Annotated in this window: 20 protein-coding genes and 1 riboswitch; of the genes, 16 read left to right on the top strand and 4 right to left on the bottom strand. The window is 38.6% G+C overall.

Features of this window, described 5'->3' with window-relative positions; translation table 11 throughout:
• Positions 1 to 66 precede the first annotated feature (66 nt).
• Positions 67 to 900 carry an octanoyl-[GcvH]:protein N-octanoyltransferase gene (gene lipL / locus AC6BKE_RS09750; RefSeq protein ID WP_340812539.1) on the top strand — a complete coding sequence of 278 codons (834 nt, stop codon included), beginning with the start codon at positions 67 to 69 and terminating at the stop codon, positions 898 to 900.
• A 41-nt stretch (positions 901 to 941) separates the two neighbouring features.
• On the opposite strand, the gene AC6BKE_RS09755 is transcribed toward lipL, so the two are convergent.
• Entirely contained in the window at positions 942 to 1,592 is a 651-nt protein-coding gene (locus tag AC6BKE_RS09755; protein ID WP_036117361.1) for an RsfA family transcriptional regulator, read from the bottom strand.
• 235 nt (positions 1,593 to 1,827) lie between these two features.
• Here AC6BKE_RS09755 and AC6BKE_RS09760 point away from each other — a divergent pair, with 235 nt between their 5' ends.
• From AC6BKE_RS09760 to AC6BKE_RS09770, 3 genes are all read left to right on the top strand, one after another.
• Complete coding sequence (locus AC6BKE_RS09760) at positions 1,828 to 2,055, top strand: YuzB family protein (RefSeq protein ID WP_036117359.1); 228 nt, start codon at positions 1,828 to 1,830, stop codon at positions 2,053 to 2,055.
• Positions 2,056 to 2,635: 580 nt separating this feature from the next.
• Positions 2,636 to 3,943, top strand: coding sequence for an HD domain-containing protein (locus tag AC6BKE_RS09765; RefSeq protein ID WP_080717019.1), 1,308 nt, complete (start codon positions 2,636 to 2,638; stop codon positions 3,941 to 3,943).
• A gap of 380 nt (positions 3,944 to 4,323) precedes the next feature.
• Positions 4,324 to 9,513: a collagen binding domain-containing protein gene (locus tag AC6BKE_RS09770; protein ID WP_499856701.1), complete on the top strand. Its 5,190-nt coding sequence runs from the start codon at positions 4,324 to 4,326 to the stop codon at positions 9,511 to 9,513.
• Between the two features lie 52 nt (positions 9,514 to 9,565).
• Here AC6BKE_RS09770 and AC6BKE_RS09775 read toward each other — a convergent pair whose 3' ends face one another.
• A complete protein-coding gene (locus AC6BKE_RS09775) occupies positions 9,566 to 10,222 on the bottom strand; it encodes a class A sortase (RefSeq protein WP_036121527.1) in 657 nt (218 codons plus the stop codon).
• Between the two features lie 91 nt (positions 10,223 to 10,313).
• Positions 10,314 to 10,499, bottom strand: a complete 186-nt coding sequence (gene thmT / locus AC6BKE_RS09780) for a 2-hydroxymuconate tautomerase (RefSeq protein WP_004231516.1) — start codon at positions 10,497 to 10,499, stop codon at positions 10,314 to 10,316.
• A gap of 162 nt (positions 10,500 to 10,661) precedes the next feature.
• On the opposite strand from thmT, the gene AC6BKE_RS09785 reads away from it, so the two are divergent.
• Positions 10,662 to 11,180, top strand: coding sequence for a YwhD family protein (locus tag AC6BKE_RS09785; protein WP_036121521.1), 519 nt, complete (start codon positions 10,662 to 10,664; stop codon positions 11,178 to 11,180).
• Positions 11,181 to 11,523: 343 nt separating this feature from the next.
• On the opposite strand, the gene AC6BKE_RS09790 is transcribed toward AC6BKE_RS09785, so the two are convergent.
• Entirely contained in the window at positions 11,524 to 13,596 is a 2,073-nt protein-coding gene (locus tag AC6BKE_RS09790) for a transglycosylase domain-containing protein (RefSeq protein ID WP_271912331.1), read from the bottom strand.
• Between the two features lie 318 nt (positions 13,597 to 13,914).
• On the opposite strand from AC6BKE_RS09790, the gene speB reads away from it, so the two are divergent.
• The 11 genes from speB to AC6BKE_RS09845 all read left to right on the top strand — a co-directional run bounded on the left by speB (position 13,915) and on the right by AC6BKE_RS09845 (position 25,838).
• Positions 13,915 to 14,787: an agmatinase gene (speB, locus tag AC6BKE_RS09795; RefSeq protein WP_036121512.1), complete on the top strand. Its 873-nt coding sequence runs from the start codon at positions 13,915 to 13,917 to the stop codon at positions 14,785 to 14,787.
• A gap of 247 nt (positions 14,788 to 15,034) precedes the next feature.
• Positions 15,035 to 15,310 (top strand): hypothetical protein, encoded by a 276-nt coding sequence (locus AC6BKE_RS09800; protein ID WP_330493600.1) that lies wholly within the window; start codon positions 15,035 to 15,037, stop codon positions 15,308 to 15,310.
• 24 nt (positions 15,311 to 15,334) lie between these two features.
• Positions 15,335 to 15,967, top strand: a complete 633-nt coding sequence (locus tag AC6BKE_RS09805; RefSeq protein ID WP_101966469.1) for a YidC/Oxa1 family membrane protein insertase — start codon at positions 15,335 to 15,337, stop codon at positions 15,965 to 15,967.
• A gap of 159 nt (positions 15,968 to 16,126) precedes the next feature.
• Positions 16,127 to 16,558 carry a YwiB family protein gene (locus tag AC6BKE_RS09810; RefSeq protein WP_330493599.1) on the top strand — a complete coding sequence of 144 codons (432 nt, stop codon included), beginning with the start codon at positions 16,127 to 16,129 and terminating at the stop codon, positions 16,556 to 16,558.
• The gene (argS, locus tag AC6BKE_RS09815) at positions 16,558 to 18,225 is read left to right on the top strand and encodes an arginine--tRNA ligase (RefSeq protein ID WP_499856705.1); all 1,668 of its coding nucleotides are present in this window, start codon (positions 16,558 to 16,560) and stop codon (positions 18,223 to 18,225) included. The genes AC6BKE_RS09810 and argS overlap by 1 nt, the downstream gene beginning before the upstream one ends.
• 248 nt (positions 18,226 to 18,473) lie before the next feature.
• Positions 18,474 to 18,863 (top strand): MerR family transcriptional regulator, encoded by a 390-nt coding sequence (locus AC6BKE_RS09820; RefSeq protein ID WP_036121497.1) that lies wholly within the window; start codon positions 18,474 to 18,476, stop codon positions 18,861 to 18,863.
• Positions 18,856 to 20,358, top strand: a complete 1,503-nt coding sequence (locus AC6BKE_RS09825) for a class I adenylate-forming enzyme family protein (RefSeq protein ID WP_036121494.1) — start codon at positions 18,856 to 18,858, stop codon at positions 20,356 to 20,358. The genes AC6BKE_RS09820 and AC6BKE_RS09825 overlap by 8 nt, the downstream gene beginning before the upstream one ends.
• Position 20,359: 1 nt before the next feature.
• Complete coding sequence (locus tag AC6BKE_RS09830) at positions 20,360 to 22,027, top strand: acyl-CoA dehydrogenase family protein (RefSeq protein WP_249645818.1); 1,668 nt, start codon at positions 20,360 to 20,362, stop codon at positions 22,025 to 22,027.
• A 57-nt stretch (positions 22,028 to 22,084) separates the two neighbouring features.
• Positions 22,085 to 22,266: riboswitch (cobalamin riboswitch) on the top strand.
• A gap of 145 nt (positions 22,267 to 22,411) precedes the next feature.
• On the top strand, positions 22,412 to 23,383 hold the full coding sequence (locus tag AC6BKE_RS09835; protein WP_089933021.1) for an ABC transporter substrate-binding protein: 972 nt from the start codon (positions 22,412 to 22,414) through the stop codon (positions 23,381 to 23,383).
• Complete coding sequence (locus AC6BKE_RS09840) at positions 23,380 to 24,381, top strand: FecCD family ABC transporter permease (RefSeq protein WP_058844294.1); 1,002 nt, start codon at positions 23,380 to 23,382, stop codon at positions 24,379 to 24,381. Before AC6BKE_RS09835 ends, AC6BKE_RS09840 begins: the two co-directional genes overlap by 4 nt.
• Positions 24,378 to 25,838 (top strand): adenosylcobinamide amidohydrolase, encoded by a 1,461-nt coding sequence (locus AC6BKE_RS09845; RefSeq protein ID WP_036121471.1) that lies wholly within the window; start codon positions 24,378 to 24,380, stop codon positions 25,836 to 25,838. Before AC6BKE_RS09840 ends, AC6BKE_RS09845 begins: the two co-directional genes overlap by 4 nt.
• Positions 25,839 to 25,845: the final 7 nt, after the last annotated feature.

The raw sequence follows: 25,845 nt of genomic DNA on the forward strand, positions 1-25,845 counted from the left end.
CGAATTTGACACCAACTAAAGATGATGTATTCTAAGAAGAAGATATGTGACTAGAGGAGTACCAATATGAAAAGTATTTTACAACAGCCAATTTGGCGTTTTTATGATCAATCCATTAGTGCCAAGCAACGATCACCATTAGAATCGTTTGCAACGGATGATACGTTGTGCCAATTAGTTGGACAATTAACTTCTCCGCCAACTATTCGTACATGGGTCCATGAGGCATCCGTTGTGCTTGGTATTCAAGATCATCGTTTGCCGTATGTTCAGCAAGGCATGGATTTACTAGAGTCTAGAGGCTATCATCCAATCGTTCGTAACTCTGGTGGATTAGCAGTTGTGCTAGATGAAGGAGTCCTCAATATTTCTATTGTATTATCTGAACAATCAGAGTCGCTTAGTATAAACGATGGCTATGATGTGATGGTAGACCTTGTGAAGGGATTGTTTCCAGAAGTAGCTGATAAAATAGAAGCTTATGAAATTGTAGGCTCCTATTGCCCTGGCTCTTATGATCTAAGTATTGAGGGAAAAAAATTTGCTGGTATATCTCAAAGACGCTTACGCCAAGGAGTGGCTGTGCAAATTTATTTATGTATTGAAGGAAGTGGCTCACAACGTGCGGCACTCATTCGTGACTTTTACGAAGTAAGCTTGCGACAAGAGGAGACAAAGTTTATTTATCCTCAAATCGTACCTGAAGTGATGGCATCATTATCAGAGCTTGTTGACCCCGATTTAACAGTAGAAGGGGTGGTTATTCGTCTACAGCAATTACTTCATCAGTTGTCCGAGGAAGTTCGTCCACAATCTTTCTATGATGAAGAATTAACAGTATACGGTTTCTATTTACAGCGAGTATTTGAGCGTAATGCCAAAATGCTTGAACGAAAATAATAGGCTGATTATATGAAACATAAAAGGGAAAAGCGATGCTGCTAATTTAGCGCATCGCCATTTTCTGATTGATAAACTGGGCCACTTGTTACGAGATTTCCGTTTTTCTCCATTTTGAAAACGGGTGCAATTCGCTCTTCTTCTTCATCCAGTGTTACAAGACGTCGAGCACGATTCATAATTTGAACAAACTGCTCGTAATCTTTGCGGATTGCTCGATTTTCTTCCTCTAGTTTTGTAATAGTTTTCTCTAGTTTTTTATTTTTCTCAGATGTTACATGTACTAGCTGTCTCCATTTTGAAGATTCATTTCCTACTTCACCAGAATGCTGTAAACGTAGTAAATAAGCTATCACAATATCAAGAGAAAGAGCAGATAACGGAATTGATTTTCCTTCTGCAGCACTATTATTCACGGTAAACATACTAGAGGCACGACGTCTCGCTGGTGCTCCTAACACTCGCATTCTCTCTTTTCTTTCTTTTTTAGCCTCTGCTAATTGTTCCTCGTATTCTTTACGAACAACCGCATTCCAACGGAAACCACAGGCTGCAGCAGTACGATTTAATGCATCACCAGCTTCTTCAAAAGCATTGAGCTGTGTGCTACCTTCTGTCACATGACGAATAACCGCCTCTGCTAATAATTCATCGTTTTCTTGTAACCAAGCATCTTGTCTTATTTTACTCATCTTAAAATCCTCCCACCTTTATTTGGAACTTGTTATGTAAGACTAGCATGACCAATCTTTTAACCTTTTATTCATCTATGTAGAAGGAATTATGCTTGAATAGAAGGGGAAAAGTACGATACAATACCCGATGTAGGTTTGTGCACATGCTGCATACTTAAATATGTGAAGGTCATGTGTTCAATAGAGCGATATTTTGTTGAAAAAATACTATATAGAAAGGGTTGTTGACAAAATGGCAAACGAATTTAAAGTTTGCGATGAATGTCAGGCCGTTAACTTAAAGACGTTAATTCCAAAATTAAAGGAAATCGATCCTGATGCAACCATCGAAATTGGCTGTCATTCTTATTGTGGCCCAGGACGCAAAAAAACATTCACCTTTGTAAATAGTCGCCCTGTTGCAGCACTAACAGAAGACGAACTAATGGAAAAGGTTTTAGCAAAATTAAAGAATAAGTAAAATAAAAAGCTATCTCTATTTGTTAGGGATAGCTTTTCATGTTGTTGAAAAAAGATAATGTCATTAGTAGAAAATGACCTTTTGGCAAGGTGAGGAGGTGATTTCCGTTCCGCCAGCGTCCTTTCTAGGGAGACGTCACTCTAATCAACCGTACTACAAAAGTGTCTTTTTTTGTCTTACATACTAGTAGTAGTGAATAAAATAGCCCATGATTTCTATTTTTAAAGAAAGGATAGCCTCTTAATTTTCAATGTGGAGAAGTGATTGATTTCAACAACCATCATCTTCGTTTGATTTGTGAAAGCTTTGCTAAATTTTGTTGAACGGAAAATCTTTCCCACCTCTCATCTTTCATAAAAATGCCATTGTTTTTCAACACTTTGCTATCTCTACATATTAGGTATAGCATTTGCTTTGTATATTTTTAAGTTGCTGTGAATATTAGATCAATAGAAATTTACAATAAATAGGCATATGGCGAAAAAAGGTTGTTAGTATCTATAGAAAAAAGTTAATAAGTATGCTAGTCCTAGATTTATGGCATATAATAGAACTATCACAAAATGGAGGTGCTATCCAAATGACATATGCAAACGCTAAATTACAAGAAGAGAAGGTATTTAAAGACCCTGTTCACCGATATGTACATGTTCGCGATCAAGTGATATGGGATTTAGTGGGTACAAGAGAATTTCAGCGTTTACGCAGAGTTCGTCAGCTAGGTACCACATTTTTAGTATTTCATGGGGCGGAACACAGCCGCTTTAGTCATTCACTTGGTGTTTACGAAATTGTACGCCGCATAGTAGATGATATCTTCGTCGGTCGTCCCGATTGGGATGAAGGGGAAAGACTATTAGTATTATGTGCAGCCCTTTTGCATGATTTAGGGCACGGTCCATTTTCACATGCCTTTGAAAATGTCTTCGAGCTGGATCATGAATACTATACAAGGCAAATTTTATTAGGGGATACAGAGGTAAATGCTGTTTTAAGAAAAGTAGCAGATGATTTTCCAGAAAAGGTCTCGCAAGTGATTGAAAAGACATATCCGAATAAGCAAGTCATCAGTTTAATTTCCAGCCAAATTGATGCGGATCGTATGGATTACTTACAACGTGATGCTTATTTTACAGGTGTCAGCTATGGTCACTTTGATATGGAGCGGATTTTAAGAGTAATGCGTCCACGTAAAAACCAAGTGGTTATTAAAGCAACAGGCATGCATGCAGTGGAAGATTATATTATGAGCCGCTATCAAATGTACTTGCAAATTTATTTCCACCCTGTGTCACGGAGTGCGGAAGTTATTTTAAATAATATTTTAAAAAGAGTTAAACAATTAAGCCAAGAAGGTTATACATTTAAGCATGAACCTACTCACTTCTTAGCATTTTTTCGCAATGCTATTACATTAGAGGATTATCTTGCTTTAGATGAGAGTATACTTTTTACATATTTTCAGCTATGGATGCAAGAGGGTGATGCTATTCTAAGTGATTTAAGTCGTCGCTTTGTTAATCGTAAGCTATTCCAATACATTGATTTAGATCCCGGTGTTGAGCTAGATAAATATCAAAAACTACAAGAGCTTTTCAAGCAAGCAGACCTGAATCCAGATTATTATCTTGTTCATGATACAACGGCAGATTTGCCCTATGATTTTTATAGACCTGGGGAGGAAGAGGTGCGTGTGCCGATTTTTCTAGAAATGAAAAATGGCGAGCTACGAGAGCTTTCGCGTGAATCCATCATCGTTGATTCCATTTCAGGTCGTATGAAACGAGACCATAAAATCTATTTTCCATTAGATTTCTTAGAGGATGACTCTATTCACTCAACTATTAAAAAACAAATCTTAACACTGTTAAGAGAAGACAGCAAATAAAATAAGAATAAACAAAGCAGTAAACACGTTCAAATAAGAGCGTTGTTTACTGCTTTTTTGTATGTATACATGATTTGTTTAGAATTTGTTCAGGACCCCTAGTTATAATGGAACAAAAATCCTAAAGGGGGGTGAGGCCAATTATTGTAGGTGTCACAAAAGTAGTGCTTATAAAATAAAAAGTGAAAAAGGCTATAATTTGTTAATTCTTATGACCTATGTTAGCATACAATTTGGCTTTTATTCACAAGAGTGACAAGTTAATTTTAGGAAAGAGGGAGCAACTGATTGTTTGTAGCACGCCTTTCCTAAACAGTGAAAGGAAGCTATCGTCATAGCAAACAATTCAAGCTCTCTATCTATTAGAAAAGAGGAGAGACATGAGGAAAAAAATGAACATTGCTATGCTGACCATGTTGTTAGTGTTCCAAACACTACTAAGTCCACTGTCAGCATTTGCAGCAGATGACCTTTCAACACCACCAGTCGCAAATGACAATGGTGCGGAGGCCGGAATGGCAGAAAACCTATCTACGCCTGTCGACGATGGCACAGATTTGACAGAAGACAACACAGGTGAAGAAGACCTTTCTACAACTCCATCGGAAAATGAAAACACGGAGCAAGCTCCTGAGGGCGAGGCTCCTGAAGAAGAAAAAGCAGCAGATGAGCCTGTGAAAACATTGCCAATGAATGAGGCACCATTAGCGGCTCAAGAAATTCCAGCTTCACTATCATCATTTGTGATGAAAATTGGTGGAACAACGGTTGGAGCAGGTGAATTTGGTACAGAGCTAGATCCAAATACAACAGCTAACTTCACTGTTAAATTTTCCGTACCAATGCAAGATAGTCAAGGCGAAGCATGGGGAGACGGGAGCTGGTTTGAATTCCAACTGCCGCAATCATTAATTGACTTTGATGGGGCATTTACAGGAAGCAGAACAGTGAACGGTATCACATATAATTATGTAACTACAGATAATAAAGTACGTGTAGAGTTAAGCGGTATGGAACCAGGCTCAGGCAGCTCTCAACCGGAGGAATTAAGCATTACATTTAATTCTGGATTTAACCTCCTTTCTGATAACATTGAGCAAGAGCTGGAAATTCCAGCAGCCACTGGTGGTAGTGAGATAATTAAAGCTCAATTTAGTTTTTTACCTTCAACGAGCAACAAAAAGGTAAGTAAGTCAAAACTAGGCACTCCTACACCAACAGCAAGTGGTAACCATGAAATGGAATGGCAAGTATGGGTTAATGAAGCGGGTAAATCATTAAGCAATCCAACTTTGACAGACGATCCAACATCACATGAAATTATGGCTAATTCCGTGAATGTATATCAATATGTGGTTGGTCTTAATGGTGTAAGAACAAGTACTGAAACAAATGTTCTTACAAATGGTAGTTGGAGCGATATTGAAAGTAAGTTGACTGGTAAATATGCATATAAAATTACGTACAAAACGTCTGTAACATTAGATGCTGATAAACGTGATGGTGCAGTTAACTTTCATAACAAGGTACTATTTACTAACAATGGGCAACTAGAAACTTCTAATACGGCTACTCACACCATTACGTATGGTAAAGCACTAGATAAAAAGCTAGTGAGCAATACAAACTATGAAACAAAATGGCGTATTGATTATAATCATAATCTGTTAAGTATCGATCAAGCTGATGCCTATATTGAAGATACAATCCAAGGTCCTCACGAAATTGATGCATCAAGCATTAAAGTATATAAAATGAATGATGCGGCTGGCAATGTGGCGACAACAGTTTCGGAAGCTAATAGAGTAACAAGTGGATTTACTATTACTCCTACTCCTGCAACTGGAGATGTTAAAAGTTTCACATTAACCTTTGATAACGGTATTTCAGATGCCTATACAATAGTGTATGATGCGAACTATACTAAACAGGATTTTTATGAAAATGAAGCAGGTCTGTTTAACAATAGTGTGACAAGTGGTTCAGGTAAAGAGAAGAATATAGACTATGCACTTACAGAAAACTTATTAAAAAAATCATATACAGTTGATTTTGATAAAAAAGTAATTACATGGACGGTCGACATTATATCTGATAATCCAACTAAACCAATTAACAACCTAAAACTAACAGATACATTTACAGCAGGTGCTGCAGATGGGGTGCATGAGTTAATAGATAACACTGTAAAGCTTAATGGTATAGCAACTACTTATACTCTAATTGATGGAGATAAGAAAAAAGGCTTTACAATTTCAGGTATTAATGTACCAGCAGGTAGTACATCAACTATCACTTATCAAACGAGCTTCGCAATTGGTGATGAGGGTACTGTACAAAAGCAAGGGTATGGCAATACAGCTGCTACAGAGTGGACTAGTGGCGGTAAAACATATAAAAAGTCATCTTCAACGAGTTATATCCCACAGTCAACTACTGTTAACAATGGCAGCAAATCGGGAACCTTTAACTACTCCACGCAGCGATTTACATGGGATGTGAAAGTGAATATCAATAAAAAGGATATTAATGGAGCCGTTTTAATTGATACAGTTGGTGAGGGACATAAGTATTTACCGGGAACAATTGAAGTATTACCTTTAACTGACTTAGGTGGTAGTGATACAGGTGGAACGATTGGTACTACACCGATTAACTCGAGTAATTACACAATCTCGGCTGAATCAGATAAAGGCTTTACATTAAAATTCAGTGATTCCTTAGCAGGAGACATAAACTACCAAGCATACGTTGTTCGTTATAACACAATGGATGACGATCACATTTTAGGTATTGGTTCTGATACGGCTACTGATAGAGGGAATGTTTACACGAATGATGCCACATTTAAAACAAAAGGTACGCAAGAATTTACGCTTGAATCAAAGCCAGTAACGATTGACGAGGATGTAGCGAATAATTTAGTGACAAAAAATACACCACAACAAAACGCGAATACAGAAACAATTACTTGGACATTAGATGTGAATAGATCTCATTCTAATTTAGGTCAAAATGTCATCTTAACAGATTTACCAGGTAATAATTTAATGTTATTGGAAAGTAGTATTCTATTAACACCATATACAGTATCTAAAACTGGTATTCAAAAAGGAACTACTTGGCAAACACCTTCGCAATTAGGGGTAACGGTCACATTCGATACACAAGGTGGCTTTAGCCTCGAATTTCCTGATTTAAATCAAAAGGGGTATCAAGTACAGTATAAAACAATAGGCTTTGGTCAATTTGGGGATGCATTGGAAAATACAGCAACATTGCATTATACGGGTCAAACAAAAGCTAATCAAAAAACAGAGAGCGACTATAAGGATAAATTTAGCTTTAGTAGCTCTGAATCAGATTTTACGTCAACACGAGGCAGTGCTAAATTTAAAAAGATTGGTATCGATTCAGCTACAGGCCAATTTAAAGAAAATTTAGCTGGTGTTGAATTCCAACTTATTAAAAAAACTGCAAAACCGAATGAATATATTATCCAAACAGCTACTACAGATGTAAATGGTGAATTCACATTTGAAAATGTACCGTACAACGATTATCTTATTCGTGAAGTAGCTGCACCAACTGGTTATAGTAAAATGTCTGACTTTAAATTTAAGTTAGATGAAAACACGACACTAGATAAGCAACCAGACTTCATTACACAACTTGTCAATACAACACCAATCATTGGTGGTAGTTGTACACAATTTGAAATAGCGATTAAGGATGTTGATGGTCATTCCATTACAACAGGCACAGTTACATTAAAGGATCACAATGGTATAGAAACAGCGCCGTACACAGTAACAAATGGCAAAGTGACATTACCGAATCATTTTACTGCTGGTGAGTATACAGTAATTCATTCAGTTGAAGGTGAATTAGGGAAGGTAACAGTGAAATATGACGGCGGATGTAAAGCTGAGGTTCAACCAGTACCAAAATGTGAAAACTACACAATTGTTGTGAAAGATGATCAAGGTAATATTCGTACTAATATTTTAGAATTAACATTAAAGCAAGGTACTACAGTAGTGACAAAGGTATCTCCTGACGCATCAGGTAAGTTTATTGTTGAATCCAATCAAAACGATCCTACTAATGGTGTAAAACCTGGTGAATATACATTGTATGAGGGTAATCAATTCTTAGGTACAGTCACACTAACGTACAAGAAAAGCTGCGATTATGAATTTACAATTATACAAGCACCGAAGTGCGAAACATTCGAATTAACGGTCAAAGATGTTGATGGAGAATTAGTAGCAGATAAAACGGAAGTAACAATTAAAGATATAGATGGCAAGACGATAGCTACTGAGGAAACAAAAGACGGTAAAGTAGAATTAAAAGATTTAGAACCAGGTGTTTACGTAGTATTTGATAAGGATGGCAATAAAATTGGCGATTTCGCAAGTAATATTCATTGTCAAGCAACGGTTCAACCAAAACCGGCTTGCGAGCGCTTTACTGTAGCATTGAAAGATGAAAATAATGTGTTGGTTAAGGCTGGTAAAGATGTTGTCATTAAAGATAAACAAGGTAACATTATTTCAACAGTGATAGAAGCAGATGGTAGTATTACATTTATTTCTGAAGATGTACTTGCAGGAAAGTATGAGGTTTACGACAACAAAGTTTATTTAGGCGAAATTGAAGTTTCTTATAAACAAACTTGTAAAGCTGAATTACCTATTGCTCCAGCTTGTCCAAACTTCACATTAACAATTAACAATATGTATGGTCAGCCACGTGAAGGTGTGAAAGTTACGTTTACAGATGAAAATGGTAAAGCGGTAGAAGAGAATGGGTTAATAGAATTTGTTACAGATAGCAAAGGGCAAATTACGATTAACCACTCATTGATCAAACCGGGTAAATATATAGTTAGGGAGAATGGTAATACCATTATTGGGACAGTTACAGTAGGTAATACATGTGAGGCTAAAATACAGCCGACACCACCTACAACAGATCCAGGACAACCAGTGGAGCCGAACAATCCAAACCCAGATCCGACTAAACCAGTAGATCCAAATAACCCAAACCCAGATCCAACTAAACCGGTAGATCCAAATAAGCCAAACCCAGATCCAACTAAACCAGTAGATCCAAATAATCCAAATCCAGATCCAACTAAACCGGTAGATCCAAATAAGCCGAACACAGATTCAAATAAACCAGTGGATCCAAGTAAGCCAACGACAGATCCTAACAAACCAACGACCCCTGATAATGGTGGTACATCAGTACAAAATGTGATTGATCAAGGGAAGCAATTACCACCATATCATCCATCTAACGCTACAAAAGATACGTTAGATGCCTATAAAGATTTCCTTAATAGATATAGTAAGCTATCTAAAGACCAACAGGCAGAGGTAGCCCAAGCGATTGATATTAATCAAATCAAGGCAGACACAGCACGCTTAGAAGCGCTGCTAAGAGCACAAGGTAAATTACCACAAACAGATGGAGCAAATCAAACAGCTCTTGTCTTTGTTGGTTTACTACTTGTAGCTGGGGCAGTATGGTTTATGCGCCGCCGTGAAACAGAGGTATAATAAGAAAAAGCGTCATCCTTTTTAGGATGGCGCTTTTTGCGTATTGCTTGCATCAAAAGGTTCCTTTGGCATTTTCTAACGAGTAGCTTTGAACAAAATCTGCTTGTAATGCCAGTCGTTTAGAACCTTTTTCTGCACATGTAATCAATGTTAGTGTAGTTTGATTGGGAATATCGTCAATGATATAAACATCAGTTGCAGCAATGATTTTTTTCGTTGTTAATTTATACTCATAGACATCTTTCATATCCGTGATATAGATGATATCGCCAATTTGTGCTTGATAGAGTGGGCTGAATAAAATATCTTTTTCCTCAAAGTAGTGACCAGCCAATGCATAGTTCCCTTGACCGAGCTGTTGGTTGGGTTTCATCGTACCTGCTCCAATAGCAAGTACAGAATGGCCAACACCTTTTAAAATTGGTAGCTGCATATGTACACTTGGAACAGCAATACTGCCGATAACAGGCATATTACTAGCTTTTACTTGTGCTTGGAGTACCTCAGCGATAGATAATGATTGAACGGCTTCAAACTCAAAATCAGCTGCTGCTTTTTTGTTTTTTTCAATGTCTTTAACGCTGTAGTCAGTTGTATTTAATTGGTCACTCAAATGAGCGATAATAGCATGTTGAATCGGATTAATAAATATTAATAATAGGCCAAAAAGTAACACGCAAACGAGCAAGGTCAGTCTAAATTTATTCATTTTGTATAACACATCCTAGTTATTGAAATAACGGAACGATGATTGTCAGTTTAAAAATGGGTAGAGCTAAGATGCTCTACCCATCTTCATCTTATTTATCACTAAAACGAACGCCTGCAACCCCATAATGGTTTTTTGACATTTCTTCGATAAAAACTGTTACATTTTCTGCAGGTGCATTAACTGTACGCGAAACGGCCTCTGTTACTTCCTTTACAAGGGCGCGTTTTTGCTCCTCTGTACGACCTTCAAGCATTTTCACTGTTACGTATGGCATAATATTGCCTCCTTTATAGAATAATGTTGTATAGTTAGTTTATAAGAAAGTATAAACTTCTTACTTGCGTTGAGGCATAAGTGCGCGTTAGAAATAGTGTGTTATACGACAAAATACGCGATATGCTTTCCTTTATAATAGCAGAATGGAGGATATTTAAGTATGGCAAATGAAGAAAAACCAAAACAAAAAATGGGTTTTACCATTATAAAAAACGATCCAACAGATGGACATAAAGGGTTTGGAATTGGTTCACTTTCATTAGAGAATGTATCGCCCGTTATGATTGATGTAGAAGAGGGGACAGCTACTGTTGAAATTGGTGCCATGCATGCACGAAGTGATGTTGAGCGAGGTATTAAATTTACGATGGACCGTGCTGATTCAGAAGGTGGGAAATCCTATTGGTTAGTGTGGGTGACGGTAGACCATAAAGAAGATGGACCCTATTATGCGGGTGTAACAGCTTGTGAAATGGTCGTTAACCGTGAAAAGAGACGTGGCTATAAAATTCTAGCTGACCATGTGAACAAAATGGATAAATCCATGAAGCGTCAGATTATTGTAGAGCATATGGATGCACCGTCTAAAAAAGTGTTGGCTACATTCCTAGAGCAACTTAATCCAGATTTGTGGGGACGTAGTGATGAGCAACTGCGTCAAGACTTATTTGTCGAATAGACCAATAATGATTGAACAATCTGTGACATTTTGCGATCGCTTTCGATATTAGGTTGAAAGTGGGTTTGAAACAAAGTACACTTGATGCAGAGCTTACATTTTAGTAAGCTAGGACACTTGGTATCGCGAATATGATGAGCGCTATGCGGCATTTGAATAACCCAAACCCAAGCCAAATGCCCCATGATGCTCATACTTCGCGTACCATAAAAAAAGAAAAGCTTTCTGTTCCCACGGACACGTCTCCGGGGAAGAGAAAGCTTTTCTTATTTATTCGTCTATTAGTTACTTTGTCGAGAGCCTTCATAACATAGAACGAGAGCTGTTCAAAAAGGTTTCCGCATTATTGTTTATTTTTATCATCACCTTTAAAAAGTGAGAATGGCAGCATGTTCCAAAATTCTCCCCATGTATCACTGTCGAGAATATCGAAGTTTGTACATTTTTCAGTTGGTACATCCTTAGCTTCTACATAAACAAGACGTTGTTTTGGACAAGCATCAGTAGCGAGTTTACCTGTTTCGATATCAATGACAACGCCCTCTACACCTTTAGGTTTTTTGAAATCCTCATTTTTCGTTCCTTTGTTGACGCTCTCCATAAAGTCAATCCAAATTTGCTTAGTGGCAGCAGTATCTTCCTTCGTTGTAAGGTTTTTACCCTGATCATAGCCGTTCCACACACCAGCAGTTAGACTTGGTGTAAAACCAATTAGCCATTGGTCACTATTGGTAGAACCTGATTTAGCCGCATAGGTGTGTGTCATGCGGGAACGAATACTAATGCCTGTAGCAGGAGAATAATCACTGAAAACCGGGTCAAAAATACCTGTCATCATCTCAGTTAAAATGTATGCATTTTCTTTTGAAATGGCCGTTTCCGCCTTGCTTGAAACATCTTTATTTTCATAAATAACGTCTCCATGAGCATTTTTTATGGACACAATGGTTGTTGGAATGGTTTGCTGTCCCTGAGATGCTAAAATATTATAAGCATTCGTCATCTCATATAATGTCGTTTCAATTGTACCGAGTGCGATAGATAAATTATCTTTAGCACCAATCCCTACACTAAAACGGTTTGCCATATCATGAAATTCCTTGAAGCCAATGTCCTCTAATGTTTTTACGGCGTAAATATTGTCTGAGATCGCAATCGCTTGAGCCATCGTCATATCATGATCTGCAAACTGACCATTGACATTTTTAGGTGCATAAGTGCCACGCCCATTATCATAGGTAAAGGTTGTCTCACCAACATCTAAAAATGTAAGCGGTGTGTAACCATTTTCTAGTGCCGCTGCATATAAAATCGGCTTGATAGTAGAGCCTGGTTGACGTTTAGCCTGTGTGACACGGTTAAATGAACTTACTGAATAGTCACGACCTCCAACTAATGCAGTGACAGCACCTGATTTCGATTCCATACTAACGAATGCTGTTTGAAGATCATTGGCAGGCATGTTTTTTACTACTGCTTCTTCAGCGGCTTTCTGGTGTTCCAGATTAAGCGTTGTTTGAATTGTCCAGCCACCTTCGCTAATATCGAGATTTTTTGACTTTAAAATTTCGCTAGCCTCTTGCCATGCCACATCAAGGAAATAAGGGGCGACAGATTTTGTGGCAACCCAGCTATCATTTTTTAAGACAAGCTGTTCATTTTCAGCTCGTGTTTTTTCTTCTTGTGTAATGGCACCTTGATCCGCCATTAGTTTTAAAATTACGTTTTGGCGATTCGTAGCCTTTTCTAAATTGGCAATAGGTGAATAGATACTTGGTCCCTTTGGTACGCCTGTTAGCATTGCAGCTTCCGCAAGTGTTAAATCAGCGGCAGATTTACCGAAGTAAAATCGACTGGCTGCTTCTACTCCATACATGCCGTGTCCATAGTATACCGTATTTAAATAGCCCTCTAATATTTCGTCCTTGTCATAAAAAACTTCTAATCTATAAGCATACAGGGCTTCATTTAATTTACGTGTCCAAGATTTTTCATGGGAAAGATAAAGATTACGTGCATATTGTTGTGTAATGGTACTAGCCCCTTGGACTTTTCCGCCCGCCTTAATATCCACTAAAATGGCACCAGCAATACGTGAATAATCAAAACCACCATGTTTATAAAAATCTTTATCCTCAACAGCAACTACTGCTTCTTTTAAATAAGGTGACATCTCATCAAGACCAACCCAATAACGTCGTTGATTTGTAAAGTGATCTCCAATTTGGTTCTCATTTTCATCTAAGAAGATGGAAGCTTTCGGTACGGTTAAAGGCGGTGCACCAGCCACTTGAACATAGATGCGTAGAGCGACAAATGCTACGACAATTGCAGATGCAAAGGCGACAAAAAGAGTAAGGGATTTCCGTGTGCGCTTTACACGCTTTTGCTTTCGATGATAGCTTTTTCGTTTCATCCGACTTCACCTCGTTTTCTTACAACTTCTAATTTTAGCTTTAGTATGTGTTTGAACACTCATCTTTAATCGAAATTCTAACTAAAAACTATTGCACTTTATTCAAAAACATCTATACTTTTTTTGTACTACTTGAAATGCGAGCATTCGACAGAAAAATCACACCTTGTAGATTTTAATCGAAATTTGCTAGATGTTCCAATAATGTATACGAGGACGAAAGGATACAGGTTTCATTACAATCCTGTAAGCCATAATAGAAGAAGTTGAAGAGAATTGATAATCAATACAATTTGTTAATGATACGGAGGGCAAGCAATGAGATTTGATGAAGCTTATTCAGGAAATGTTTTTATAAAAAGTCATCCTACCTATGAGGATGCACAAGCCGTTATTTATGGCATGCCAATGGACTGGACAGTAAGTTACCGTCCAGGATCACGTTTCGGTCCACAGCGTATCCGTGAGGTATCGATCGGTCTTGAAGAGTATAGCCCATATCTAGATCGGGAGCTTGAGGAAGTAAAGTACTTTGATGCTGGTGATATTCCACTACCTTTCGGGAATGCACAGCGCTCATTAGATGAAATCGAAAAATTTATTGAAACATTATTAGCAGATGGCAAGATTCCTGTCGGTATGGGTGGGGAGCATTTAGTGTCTTGGCCAGTTATGAAGGCTGTCTCTGCTAAATATGATGATCTTGCCATCATTCATTTTGATGCACATACCGATTTACGTGTGGAATATGAGGGAGAACCACTTTCTCACTCAACACCAATTCGTAAAATTGCGGAACATATTGGACCGAAAAATGTTTATTCTTTCGGCATTCGTTCAGGCATGAAAGAAGAATTTGAATGGGCAAAGGAAAACGGCATGCACATTTCAAAATTTGAAGTGCTTGAGCCGTTAAAAGAGGTTTTACCAACATTAGCTGGACGCAATGTGTATGTAACGATTGATATTGACGTTTTAGATCCAGCACACGCTCCAGGCACTGGTACAGTAGATTGTGGAGGTATTACATCAAAAGAATTACTAGCTTCCATCCACGCGATAGCAGCTAGTGGTGTAAATGTTGTAGGCTTTGATCTAGTAGAAGTCGCACCTATCTATGATTCATCAGAAATGACGGCAAACACAGCTTCTAAATTATTACGAGAAATGATTTTAGGCTGGGTAAAATAAATAAAGCATTGAAAACAGATTGATTGGATGGGGTTAGCTATAGGCTTGCCCCATTTTGTATTTTCTATTGAAATGAAGAATAGCTATACGTCATAAATTTGAAACTTATTTTACGTAGTTGCGTAGATAAGTTAAGTAATAGTTTCTATTTTATAGAAGAGAGAAAAATTGATGAAACAACTGTCATCTATTGGTCAGTAGAATGTATGGTTCTTTAATTTAATTAGTGATAGGAAGGAGGAGTATTATGATTTGGTCACTTCTCATCAATGATTTATTCATCTTTGTCAGTACAATGGAATACTTTTGGCTATTAGCTTCTTTGGTTTTAACTGTGCTAAGTGTTCATTTGCATCTGTATCTGGTTAATAAAATAACTATTCAAGAAGTAAAGGACGAAGCGTTTGAAGTTGACTATAATATCACAAATACTTGGACTCCACCTATGCTAACGTGGTTTGTTCTATGTATTAGGACGTCGGAAAACAGTGAGGAAGAAAGTGTATCTCCTAGTTTCATGTAAACTTTTAAACTAGGAGGAATATCATTGTTAACCTTTTTAGCACAACCGATTATTTACTTCATTCATTTCATCCATTCATTTACAGGTAGCTATGCAGTGAGTGTCATTGGCATTACGATTGCAGTAAGATTAATTCTAATGCCGCTGTTTATTCAATCTGCAAAACATCAAAAGCGCTCGAAAGAACTAATGTCAGCCATTAAGCCTGAACTAGATGCGCTTACCACTAAATATAAGAACAGTCAAAATGAATCTGAAAAAATAATAGTACAACAAAAAATGCAAGCATTAACGTCAGATTCATTGAAAAGTTCTTTATTAGGCTGTTTACCTATTATTGTTCAATTGCCTGTATTATTTTCACTGTATTACGCGATTAAGTTAGATACCGTCATCGCAAGTGAAAATTTCCTATGGATGAATTTAGGTACGATAGATATTGGCATTTCGATCATTGCTTGTTTGATTTATTTGATGCAAAGTGTTTTCTCCTTAGAGAAAAGCCAACCACTTAATATGAAGATTATGGTGTTCATTAATCCAATCATGATCCTCATTTTTAGTTTGTTCAATCCAGCGATTATCCCTATCTATTGGACAGTTAGTGCTATATTATTAATAGTTCAACAATTAATCATTAAAAAATGGTATAGATAAAATGAAACTTCTCTCTTTCGATTATGTAAAGAGAGGAGTTTTTATTTATTCTCCATCTATATTTGTGAGATGCTTTACATGACTTCTATCTTGAAAAAACAGGAGTATTCATCCTATAATAAAAAGGTTATAGTAAAAGACTAAAAGGGAGCGTCCATTATGGCGAACGAAATAAGATCGCAAGTGAACATTAAGCTCATTTCTACAATTCGTCCAAGTGATGGAGAGTCCGAAAGTTATGAAATGTGGCTCAAAGGGCAGCTACTTGAAAAAGCAGGAAGCTTATATTTGAAATATGATGAGGTGCAGGAGGATAAAACTATCCGCACAACAATGAAATTAGGACATGAGAAAGCGCTAATTATGCGTGCTGGCTCGGTCAATATGCGCTTACCACTTAACATAATTGAGCAACAAAAAGGGCATTATGAAAGTGAGTTTGGTTCCATGCCACTCATTATTGACACGAAAAAAATGACCTTTACGAAACGGGCATTAAGCGGAGATTTCCATGTACAGTACGATTTACTAATGGGTGGGCAATCCGTTGGCAACTATACATTAGATATTACATTTACGGAGGTACAATGATGAACGCAGTAGAACAAGTACAACAGGCTATAAAAGCAGCAATAGCTAAGGCTGTTGAAAAAGCAGGCTTAGTTGAGGCTGGTACAGAATTATCGATTCACTTGGAATCACCAAAGGATAAAGCAAATGGGGACTATGCAACAAACATTGCAATGCAATTAACGAAATTAGCTAAAAAACCACCTCGTGCTATTGCGGAAGCTATTTTAGAAAATCTTGAAACAGCAGGTACAGATATTGAAAAAATCGACATTGCTGGTCCTGGCTTCATGAATATCACAGTACGTAAAGATTTCCTAACTGGGGTAATTACACAGGCTCTTGAACAAGGTACTGACTACGGCCGTTCAAATGCTGGTGCTGGGGAAAAGATTCAAGTGGAGTTTGTTTCAGCAAACCCTACAGGGGACCTTCATCTAGGACATGCACGTGGAGCTTCTGTTGGAGATTCATTATGTAATGTATTAGATATGGCTGGTTACAGCGTCTCTCGTGAATATTATATTAATGATGCGGGCAATCAAATTAATAACCTAGCTTACTCATTAGAAGCACGCTATAAACAAGCACTAGGTATGGAAGCGGAGATGCCAGAAGACGGCTATCATGGGCAAGATATTATTGATATTGCGGGTAAATTAGCGGAGGAGCATGGTGAAGCTATTTTAGCAAAATCAGAGGATGAACGTTTTGCATTCTTCCGTCAACACGGTTTAGCCTTAGAATTAGATAAATTAAAAACAGACTTAGCAAACTTCCGCGTGAACTTTAATGTCTGGTATTCTGAAACGTCTCTATATGAAAACGGTAAAATCGAAGTAGCGTTAGATAAATTAAAAGCAAATGGTCATGTCTTTGAAGAAGATGGTGCTACTTGGTTCCGCTCTACAACATTTGGTGATGATAAAGACCGTGTGTTAATTAAAAATGATGGTTCGTTCACATACTTAACGCCAGATATTGCTTACCACGAAGACAAAATTGTCCGTGGTTTCGATAAATTAATCAATATTTGGGGAGCTGACCACCACGGTTATATTCCACGTATGAAAGCAGCTATTCAGGCCCTTGGCTATGATCGTGATACATTAGAAGTAGAAGTTATTCAAATGGTTCAGCTTTATAAAAACGGTGAAAAATTCAAAATGTCTAAACGGACAGGGAACGCGGTAACAATGCGTGAGCTTGTAGAAGAGGTTGGCCTTGATGCAGTACGATACTTCTTCGTGAAAACTGCAGGCGATTCTCATATGGACTTTGACCTTGATCTTGCTGTATCACAATCCAATGAAAACCCAGTGTACTATGCACAATATGCACATGCTCGTATTTCATCTATTTTACGCTCGGCAAATGAGCAAGGATTTACTGCAGCAACAGATCATCTTAATCTGTTAACAGCAGAAAAAGAAATTGATTTACTGAAAAAGATTGGCGATTTCCCGAGAGTGGTAGCAGAAGCGGCGAAACACCGTACACCACACCGAATCGCTAACTATATTCAAGAGACAGCAGCAACATTCCATAGCTTCTACAATGCAGAAAAAGTATTGGATGCTTCCAACAAGGAGTTAACAGAGGCTCGTTTAGCATTAATTACAGCTGTACGCACAACAATTGCTAATGCACTACGTTTAATCGGCGTATCTGCACCAGAAAAAATGTAATACTTTTTAAGCCCCTAACATGACGAATGTTAGGGGTTTTTTAGTGGCTAGAAGGCCAAAAATGGGCGATAACATTCTAAAAGTGGTTGATAAAACAGTAAATGTGAAAGATAAAAAGGCACAAGGAACGGATAACACTAAAAATTAGCTGTTTCAAACTTAATTTTTCTGTTAATTTCGAAAATTTTGTTGAAGTTTACGTCAACGTCAATGATATACTGTTGACAATAAGGAAAGGGGAGATGATTTTGAAGACGATTCAGGAGGTAGCAAAGGAATTCAATGTGTCTACTCGCACAATTCGTTATTATGAGGAACTTGGTCTTCTTCGTCCCGATCGCTCATCTACCAATCAACGAACCTTTTCAAAAAAAGAATTGGCGAAGCTCAAGCTTATTTTCAGAGGCAAGCGTTACGGGTTCTCACTAGAGGAAATCAAAGAGATGGTTTTACTTTTTGATTTTGATCGCTCAGGTATTCAGCAATTAGAGCGAACAGTAGAGTATGGAGAACAAAAAATTCAAGAGATTGAGAGTAAAATTGCTGAGCTGACGCAAATGAAACAGGAATTACAGCAAATGCAAGGCATGTTTAGTGAAAAATTAGCTACTTTAAAGGGAGAGATGCATGATGAATAGTTCCAGTTTGTTAGCACGAAATGCCCGTAAGTATCCAAAAAATGAAGCCATTATTTGTCATGGCAGAAGAGTGACCTATCGTGATTTAGATGAACAAGTAACACGTTTTAGTCATGCTTTGCTAGAGCAAGGAGTAAGTCAGGATGATAAGGTTTTAATCTTTATGCCGAACGTTTTAGAGTTTGTTGTAAGCTATTTTGCTATTCAGCGTATCGGGGCAATCGTTGTTCCAGTCAATGCGAAATTTACATTGCAGGAAGTAGAGTATGTGGCACAGCATGCCGAAGCGAAGGCGATTGTTGTTCATGAGGCGATTTTTGCCGCAGTTGAACAGCTAGCTGCTGTACCATTAAAAATTAAAACCGGCCAAGAAAAAGCAGGTTGGCAGCATTACGAAACAATGCTTCAAAATGCGAGCACACAAACAATTGATTGCCAGCTACAAGAAGATGACCCTTCGACTATTTTGTATACATCTGGTACGACAGGAAAACCAAAGGGTGTGTTATTTAGCTACCGTAATATTTTAACAGTGGCACAAATGATTGCTGTTGAAATGGAAGTGAAACCTGAAAGCCGTATATTGCTCATGATGCCATTAACTCATTCAGCACCATTGCATTTATTTTTAATGGCGGGCGTATTTGTAGGGTCAACAAGCGTATTAACACCAACCTTTACACCAGACCTTTTTATCGATGCCATTGAGCAGGAAAAAACGACGCATTTCTTTGGAGCGCCTGTTGCTTATTTATTAACGGCTCAGATGCCGAGGCTACAAACGGCTGATTTGTCTTCCATGAAGTGGTGGGTATATGGTGGAGCACCATTATCTCAAAATGAGGTTCGCTTCATTCAACAGGCATTCCGAACAACTAATTTAACCTGTGTTTATGGATTAACAGAGGCGGGTCCGAGTGGCTCACTGTTATTTGGCAAGGAGCATGAAACGAAGGCTGGGAGTATTGGCCAACGGGCGCCACTTGGCACAGAGCTTCGTATTGTCAATGACAATGGAGAAGATGTAAATGTGGGCGAAGTAGGAGAAATTGTCTTATTTGGTGAGGGTAATATGCTTGGCTACTTCAAGGATGAAATAGCAACCAAGGCTGCTTACATTGATGGGTGGTTAAAAACAGGAGATCTGGCTCGGATGGATGAGGACGGCTTTATTTGGATTGTGGATCGCAAAAAAGATGTCATTATTTCAGGTGGTGTCAATATTTATCCGAAGGAAATTGAAGATTGCCTATTAAGCTTTGAAGGGATATTTGAAGTTGCTGTCATTGGTATACCACATCCGCAATGGGGGGAAACCGTGAAGGCTGTATATGCTACGAAACAAGACATAGATGAGGATGCATTGAAAGCTTATTTAGAGGAACGGCTTGCGAAGTATAAACTACCACGTATTTTCGAAAAAGTGGAAGCGCTACCACGCAATGCTTCAGGCAAAATTTTAAAACAATCCTTGAAAGGACAAGAGGTGAGATAGCATGAAGGTTTTACAGCAGGAAGAAATGCGTGCAACAAACTTTTTTACAGAGGAAGAAACGCTTCAAAAAGTGTTAGAAATGATGTTAGATAAAGAGTTTTTGTCTTATGCACACAGAGAACTGACAGATTTCGGTGAGTTATGTGCAGGTGATATTGACGTAAGGGCAAAACATACTGATCGGCAGGGAGAGCCCCGCCTTGAACGGTATAATGCTTATGGAGAAGAGGTATCAGAGGTTTGGGTGAATGACGGTTACAAAAAAACAATTGAAGAGACATATAATACGGGAATTGTTGGCTACGTGCACAAAGAAATTCCACAGTTAGGTCACAAAGGGAATTATGTCTATAGCTTTGCACAAGGTTATTTACTATCTCATGCAGAGCCCGGTTTTTATTGTCCCGTGACTTTGACGATGGCTACGGCTTATCTATTAGATCATTATGCTGATGAGGATGTAAAGCAGCGTTTCTTGCCACATGTTTGTGCAACAGGAGAGACGGAGCTATACGAAGGGGCAACATTTTTAACAGAACGTCAAGGAGGGTCAGACGTTGGGGCGAATGTTGTGGAGGCCAGAAAAGTAGGCAATGAGTACCGTCTCTATGGAGAAAAATACTTCGCATCCAATGCAGGTATGTGTGGCGTAGCAATGGTGTTGGCACGTTTAGAAGGCGCACAAGCAGGCTCTAAAGGGTTAACGTTATTTGCAGTTCCATGGAATAATGAAGATGGTACGGCCAATCATCTTCGTATTCGTCGATTGAAAGATAAATTAGGCGTTCGAGCAGTCCCATCGGGCGAGGTAGAGTTTGATGGTGCCCTTGCTTATATTGTAGGGGAACAAAATAAAGGGATTTATTACATGCTAGAAGCACTAAATCTTTCGAGAATTTGTAATGCAGTCGCATCGATTGGTATTATGCGTCGAGGCTTTTTAGAGGCAAAGCATTATGTGACCAATCGATATGCATTTGGCAAGCCCTTAACACAATACCCAATGATCCAGGATACATTAGGGAAGTTTGCTGCTAAGCTGCATGTGGAAGTAGCGACAGTATTTGATCTTATTCAATTATACGATAAAGTGACAAGTGGGCAGGGAACACAACAAGATCTCATTATGAATCGTTTATATATTGCCATTATGAAAAAGGAAACGGCAGAGCAAGCCGTTCATTATGCTAGTGAAGCGATTGAATTACATGGCGGTAATGGCTATATTGAAGACTTTGTGACACCACGCTTACTAAGGGATGCACAAGTATTGACGGTATGGGAGGGAACGGCAAATATTTTGGCTTTAGAACTTATTCGTTTAGTGGATAAATTCCATGCACATGAACTGTTTGTCCGTGAAATGGAGACAAGGCTAGAGAAGCTAGCGGATAGTCCACTAGTGCAAATTGTGGAAGAGCAGTTGGTAAATCTTGCGGCTACATTACAAATTTTTAGCGCTTTAGATGAAGCAACTAAAACTTTTGAAGCAAAAGATATAGCGAAAAAGATGGCCCATCTTTATGAAAGTGTTGTAGCGGTGGAATGGGCACTAAAATTTGGCGGGAAGTACGAAAAGCTAGCGGATATCTATTTAGAGCAAACGTGGTCATTGCGACAAATAGGTGCACAAATGAAAACCGTACAATATTTTTCTGAAATTGTATAATTGCCAAGGAGTCGTCTGGAATGGAGGCGACTTCTTTTATTTTCATGTATAATGAAATCAACTGAATATTATAAAGGTTCTTTACTTAAGTAAAGTGAAAAGGGAAGTCGGTGTAATTCCGATGCGGTCCCGCCACTGTAAGTGTGAGTTTTTTCAAATAATGCCACTGAAGATTTCGGGAAGGCTTGAAAAACGCAATAAGCACGAGCCAGGAGACCTGCCTTTATAGTATAGACATGACAGCCTACGAGGATAGGGTGGTGGATTTTGTATCAGTTTTTTGGTGCGATTTTGACCCCTCATCATTCGAAGATGAGGGGTCTTATTTTGATGGAGAAAATATTTCTAACCAATTGACGCACGGATCAACAAAGGAGGATTCATATGAAGAAATTTTGGAAAATAGGATTATCAGCATTTTTAGCAGTAGGTTTGTTAGCAGCATGCGGGCAAGAAGCCAAAAATGACAAGCCAGTAGCTACGGAGCAGCAAACACAGCAAGAGACTCCACAGGTGGATGAAGCAACATTCCCAATGACCATAACAGATGCCATTGGCAAGGATGTTACACTTGAAGCACCGCCTGAAAAAATTGTTTCTCTTATTCCAAGTAACACAGAGATATTATTTGAACTTGGTTTAAATGATGAAATAGTTGGGGTGACAGACAATGATGATTATCCACCAGAAGTCGCTGAAAAGGATAAAGTTGGGGGCATGGAGTACAATATTGAAAAAATTATTGCCTTAAAGCCAGATATCGTGTTTTCGCATGAATCTAGCATGTCCCTTTCAGAAGCGGCGATTGAACAGCTTGAGTCAGCAGGTTTGAAAGTATTTGTTGTAAAAAATGCACAAGACTTTAATGAAACTTACACAACGATTGAGCTGCTTGGTCGTGCAACAGGGAAATTACCAGAGGCTGAAAAAATTATTGCTAATATGAAGGAAAAAGTGGAAGATGTTCTGACAAAAGTAAAGGATGTCGAACCCAAAAAAGTGCTAGTCGAAGCATCGGATGAACCTACTATTTATACGGCGGGTAATGGCACATTTATGAATGCTATGCTGGACATGATTCATGCAGAAAACGTAGCGGCAGATGCGAAGGATTGGTATGAAATTAGTTCAGAACAAATTATTGCGAAAAACCCAGATGTCATCGTTGTGACATATCATTATGTACCAGATATTTTAACAAAAATACCACAACGTGCTGGTTTCGATACTGTTAATGCCGTGAAAAATAAGGCAATCGTTCAAGTAGATGAAAGCACAACAAGTCGTCAAGGTCCCCGTTTAGGAGAAGGTCTTGAAGAATTAGCAAAAGCTATTTATCCAGAGGTATTTAAGTGAAAAAAATAGCACTAGCCTATGTACTAACATGTACGCTTCTTGTCATTAGTATCTGGTGTGGCGTAGCGATAGGCTCAGTTCATATTCCGTTAGAAGTTTTATGGAATCAAGCAGTTGATGAAACAGCTGCTAATATCTTTTGGAAAATCCGTCTGCCACGCGTGTTGTTAGCTGGACTAGTGGGAGCTTCTTTGGCCATTGCTGGAGCAGCTTTCCAAGGGTTGTTAAAAAACCCATTGGCAGATCCATATACATTAGGCGTCTCGTCGGGGGCATCTGTTGGTGCTGTTATTACGATTTTTTTTAGTATATCTATACCGGTCGTAGGCTTGTATGCCCTACCCACTTTTAGTATGATAGGCGCAATCATCACGATGGTAGTGGTCATGAGCTTTGCTAGAATGGTAGACCGTTCATTGAAGATGGAAACGTTAATTTTAACAGGTGTTATTTTTAGCTCATTTCTAGGTTCTCTCATTTCATTAATGATCGCTTTATCTGGAGAAGAGCTACGCCAAGTAATTGGCTGGTTACTAGGTTCTGTGTCAATGCGTGGATGGCCATATGTCCAAATGATCACGCCATTTGTTATTGTTGGTTCCATTATGCTTTGGACGCAAAGACGAGAGCTAAATGTTTTGTTATATGGTGAAGAGCGCGCGAAGCATTTAGGTGTCAATGTGAAACGTAGTAAGTATTTGATTTTAGCGGGTGGCTCCATGTTAACAGGAGCTGCTGTAGCGGTTTCTGGCACAATTGGCTTTGTAGGATTAGTTGTACCGCATATGACAAGGATGATTTGGGGTTCTGACCACCGCCATTTATTGCCATTATCGTTTTTCAATGGCGCAACTTTACTCATTGTTTGCGATTTAGTAGCACGAACAATTATTGTGCCAAGAGAGCTACCTATTGGTGTTATTACGGCGTTTATTGGTGCACCTGTTTTCTCCTATATTTTTTATAAGCAACGAAGAAGTAAGGGGGTACGGGCATGATTATTGTCGAACATCTATCAGGTGGTTATGAAGATGTACCAATCGTCAAGGACATTAGTTTTACTGTGGAAAAAGGGAAAATTCTTGGTATTCTGGGACCGAATGGTAGTGGGAAATCCACATTATTAAAGGTAATGAGTGGGATATTACCAGCTACTGCTGGAACAATCACAATTGATGGACAAAATATCCTTTCTTATAATGCCCGTGCTTTGGCGCAAAAGATGGCTGTACTACCACAGCTTCATGCAAATGCTTTCTCAAACAGTGTAAGGGAGGCCATTTCACTAGGGCGCTACCCCCATCAAACAGGTTTTTTCTCAAGTTGGTCTGAACAGGATGAACAGGCTGTTCAGCATGCCATGCTGCAAACAGGTGTGAAACGCTATGAGCACACCCCGTTAGAATTTTTATCGGGTGGTGAACAACAAAGAGTATTTGTTGCCCAGGCATTAGCGCAAACAGCAGAAATTCTACTGCTGGATGAGCCAACCAATCATCTAGACATTGCACATCAACGGCAAATCTTAGATATGGTCAGGAAGGAAGCTGTGGAGTGTGGTTTAACGGTCGTTATGGTACTACATGATATGAATTTAGCCTCTCTCTATTGTGATGAATTATTGCTTATGGAGGGTGGGCAAATGAGAGCACTTGGAGTACCGCATGAAGTATTAATAGCCTCCCAAATTGAAGAAGTTTATCAAGCACGAGTGGCTACATATGCCCATCCCGAAATACCAAAACCTCAAATTACAATGATGCCCGCAACAACTGATTACCAGCAGCGAGCTGTCATCAAAAAAGAACATTTCATGATAACGGAACACTATATTCAACTTCAATCAGAGATTCCGTTAAAAACAGTGTCCTCTGCTGTTCATAACCCAGGTATTGGCTGGCATAATTGCTTGTTAAACCGCTCTGTACCTGGTGATTATGTGATAAGTGATGTAAAAAGAGAAGTTAGTGATTTTTTGCAAAGAGAGAATTTTTCCCCAACAAGTACTGTTGTGATGCTGACAGCAGTGCCAACAGCTCTTGTTGCCATCAATGAATTTTCAGCGCCTTTTGGCAGTATGATAGTAGCTGTAACAGCTGGTGTGGGCAATGCGGTTGATGTATCACGTGTACACGAAAGACAGGATGATCCATATATTGGTACTATCAATACATGGATCATAATCAATGGCTGTTTATCGGAGGAGGCATTTTTCCAGGCACTGATGACAGCTACAGAGGCGAAAACAAAAGCTTTGCAATCAGAAGATATTCGTGACGAGCGTAGTGGAACTATTGCTACAGGAACTGCTACAGATAGTCTGTTAATTGCAGCAACTCAAAAAGGGGAAGAAATGCTGTATGGTGGCCCGATTACGGAAGTTGGTAAAATGATTGCCAAGGGTGTTTATGAAACAACAGTTCAGGCCATCAGAAATTATAAAAATCAGTTTTAGGAGATGA

Source organism: Lysinibacillus sp. COL-1 (assembly GCF_059814265.1).

Coding starts and splice junctions, on each gene's coding strand:
- AC6BKE_RS09775 (WP_036121527.1), bottom strand. CDS start 10,222: ATGAATAAATTTAGACTGACCTTGCTCGTTTGCGTGTTACTTTTTGGC.
- AC6BKE_RS09760 (WP_036117359.1), top strand. CDS start 1,828: ATGGCAAACGAATTTAAAGTTTGCGATGAATGTCAGGCCGTTAACTTA.
- speB (WP_036121512.1), top strand. CDS start 13,915: ATGAGATTTGATGAAGCTTATTCAGGAAATGTTTTTATAAAAAGTCAT.
- AC6BKE_RS09770 (WP_499856701.1), top strand. CDS start 4,324: ATGAGGAAAAAAATGAACATTGCTATGCTGACCATGTTGTTAGTGTTC.
- thmT (WP_004231516.1), bottom strand. CDS start 10,499: ATGCCATACGTAACAGTGAAAATGCTTGAAGGTCGTACAGAGGAGCAA.
- AC6BKE_RS09810 (WP_330493599.1), top strand. CDS start 16,127: ATGGCGAACGAAATAAGATCGCAAGTGAACATTAAGCTCATTTCTACA.
- AC6BKE_RS09835 (WP_089933021.1), top strand. CDS start 22,412: ATGAAGAAATTTTGGAAAATAGGATTATCAGCATTTTTAGCAGTAGGT.
- AC6BKE_RS09825 (WP_036121494.1), top strand. CDS start 18,856: ATGAATAGTTCCAGTTTGTTAGCACGAAATGCCCGTAAGTATCCAAAA.
- AC6BKE_RS09830 (WP_249645818.1), top strand. CDS start 20,360: ATGAAGGTTTTACAGCAGGAAGAAATGCGTGCAACAAACTTTTTTACA.
- argS (WP_499856705.1), top strand. CDS start 16,558: ATGAACGCAGTAGAACAAGTACAACAGGCTATAAAAGCAGCAATAGCT.
- lipL (WP_340812539.1), top strand. CDS start 67: ATGAAAAGTATTTTACAACAGCCAATTTGGCGTTTTTATGATCAATCC.
- AC6BKE_RS09845 (WP_036121471.1), top strand. CDS start 24,378: ATGATTATTGTCGAACATCTATCAGGTGGTTATGAAGATGTACCAATC.
- AC6BKE_RS09790 (WP_271912331.1), bottom strand. CDS start 13,596: ATGAAACGAAAAAGCTATCATCGAAAGCAAAAGCGTGTAAAGCGCACA.
- AC6BKE_RS09765 (WP_080717019.1), top strand. CDS start 2,636: ATGACATATGCAAACGCTAAATTACAAGAAGAGAAGGTATTTAAAGAC.
- AC6BKE_RS09785 (WP_036121521.1), top strand. CDS start 10,662: ATGGCAAATGAAGAAAAACCAAAACAAAAAATGGGTTTTACCATTATA.
- AC6BKE_RS09800 (WP_330493600.1), top strand. CDS start 15,035: ATGATTTGGTCACTTCTCATCAATGATTTATTCATCTTTGTCAGTACA.
- AC6BKE_RS09755 (WP_036117361.1), bottom strand. CDS start 1,592: ATGAGTAAAATAAGACAAGATGCTTGGTTACAAGAAAACGATGAATTA.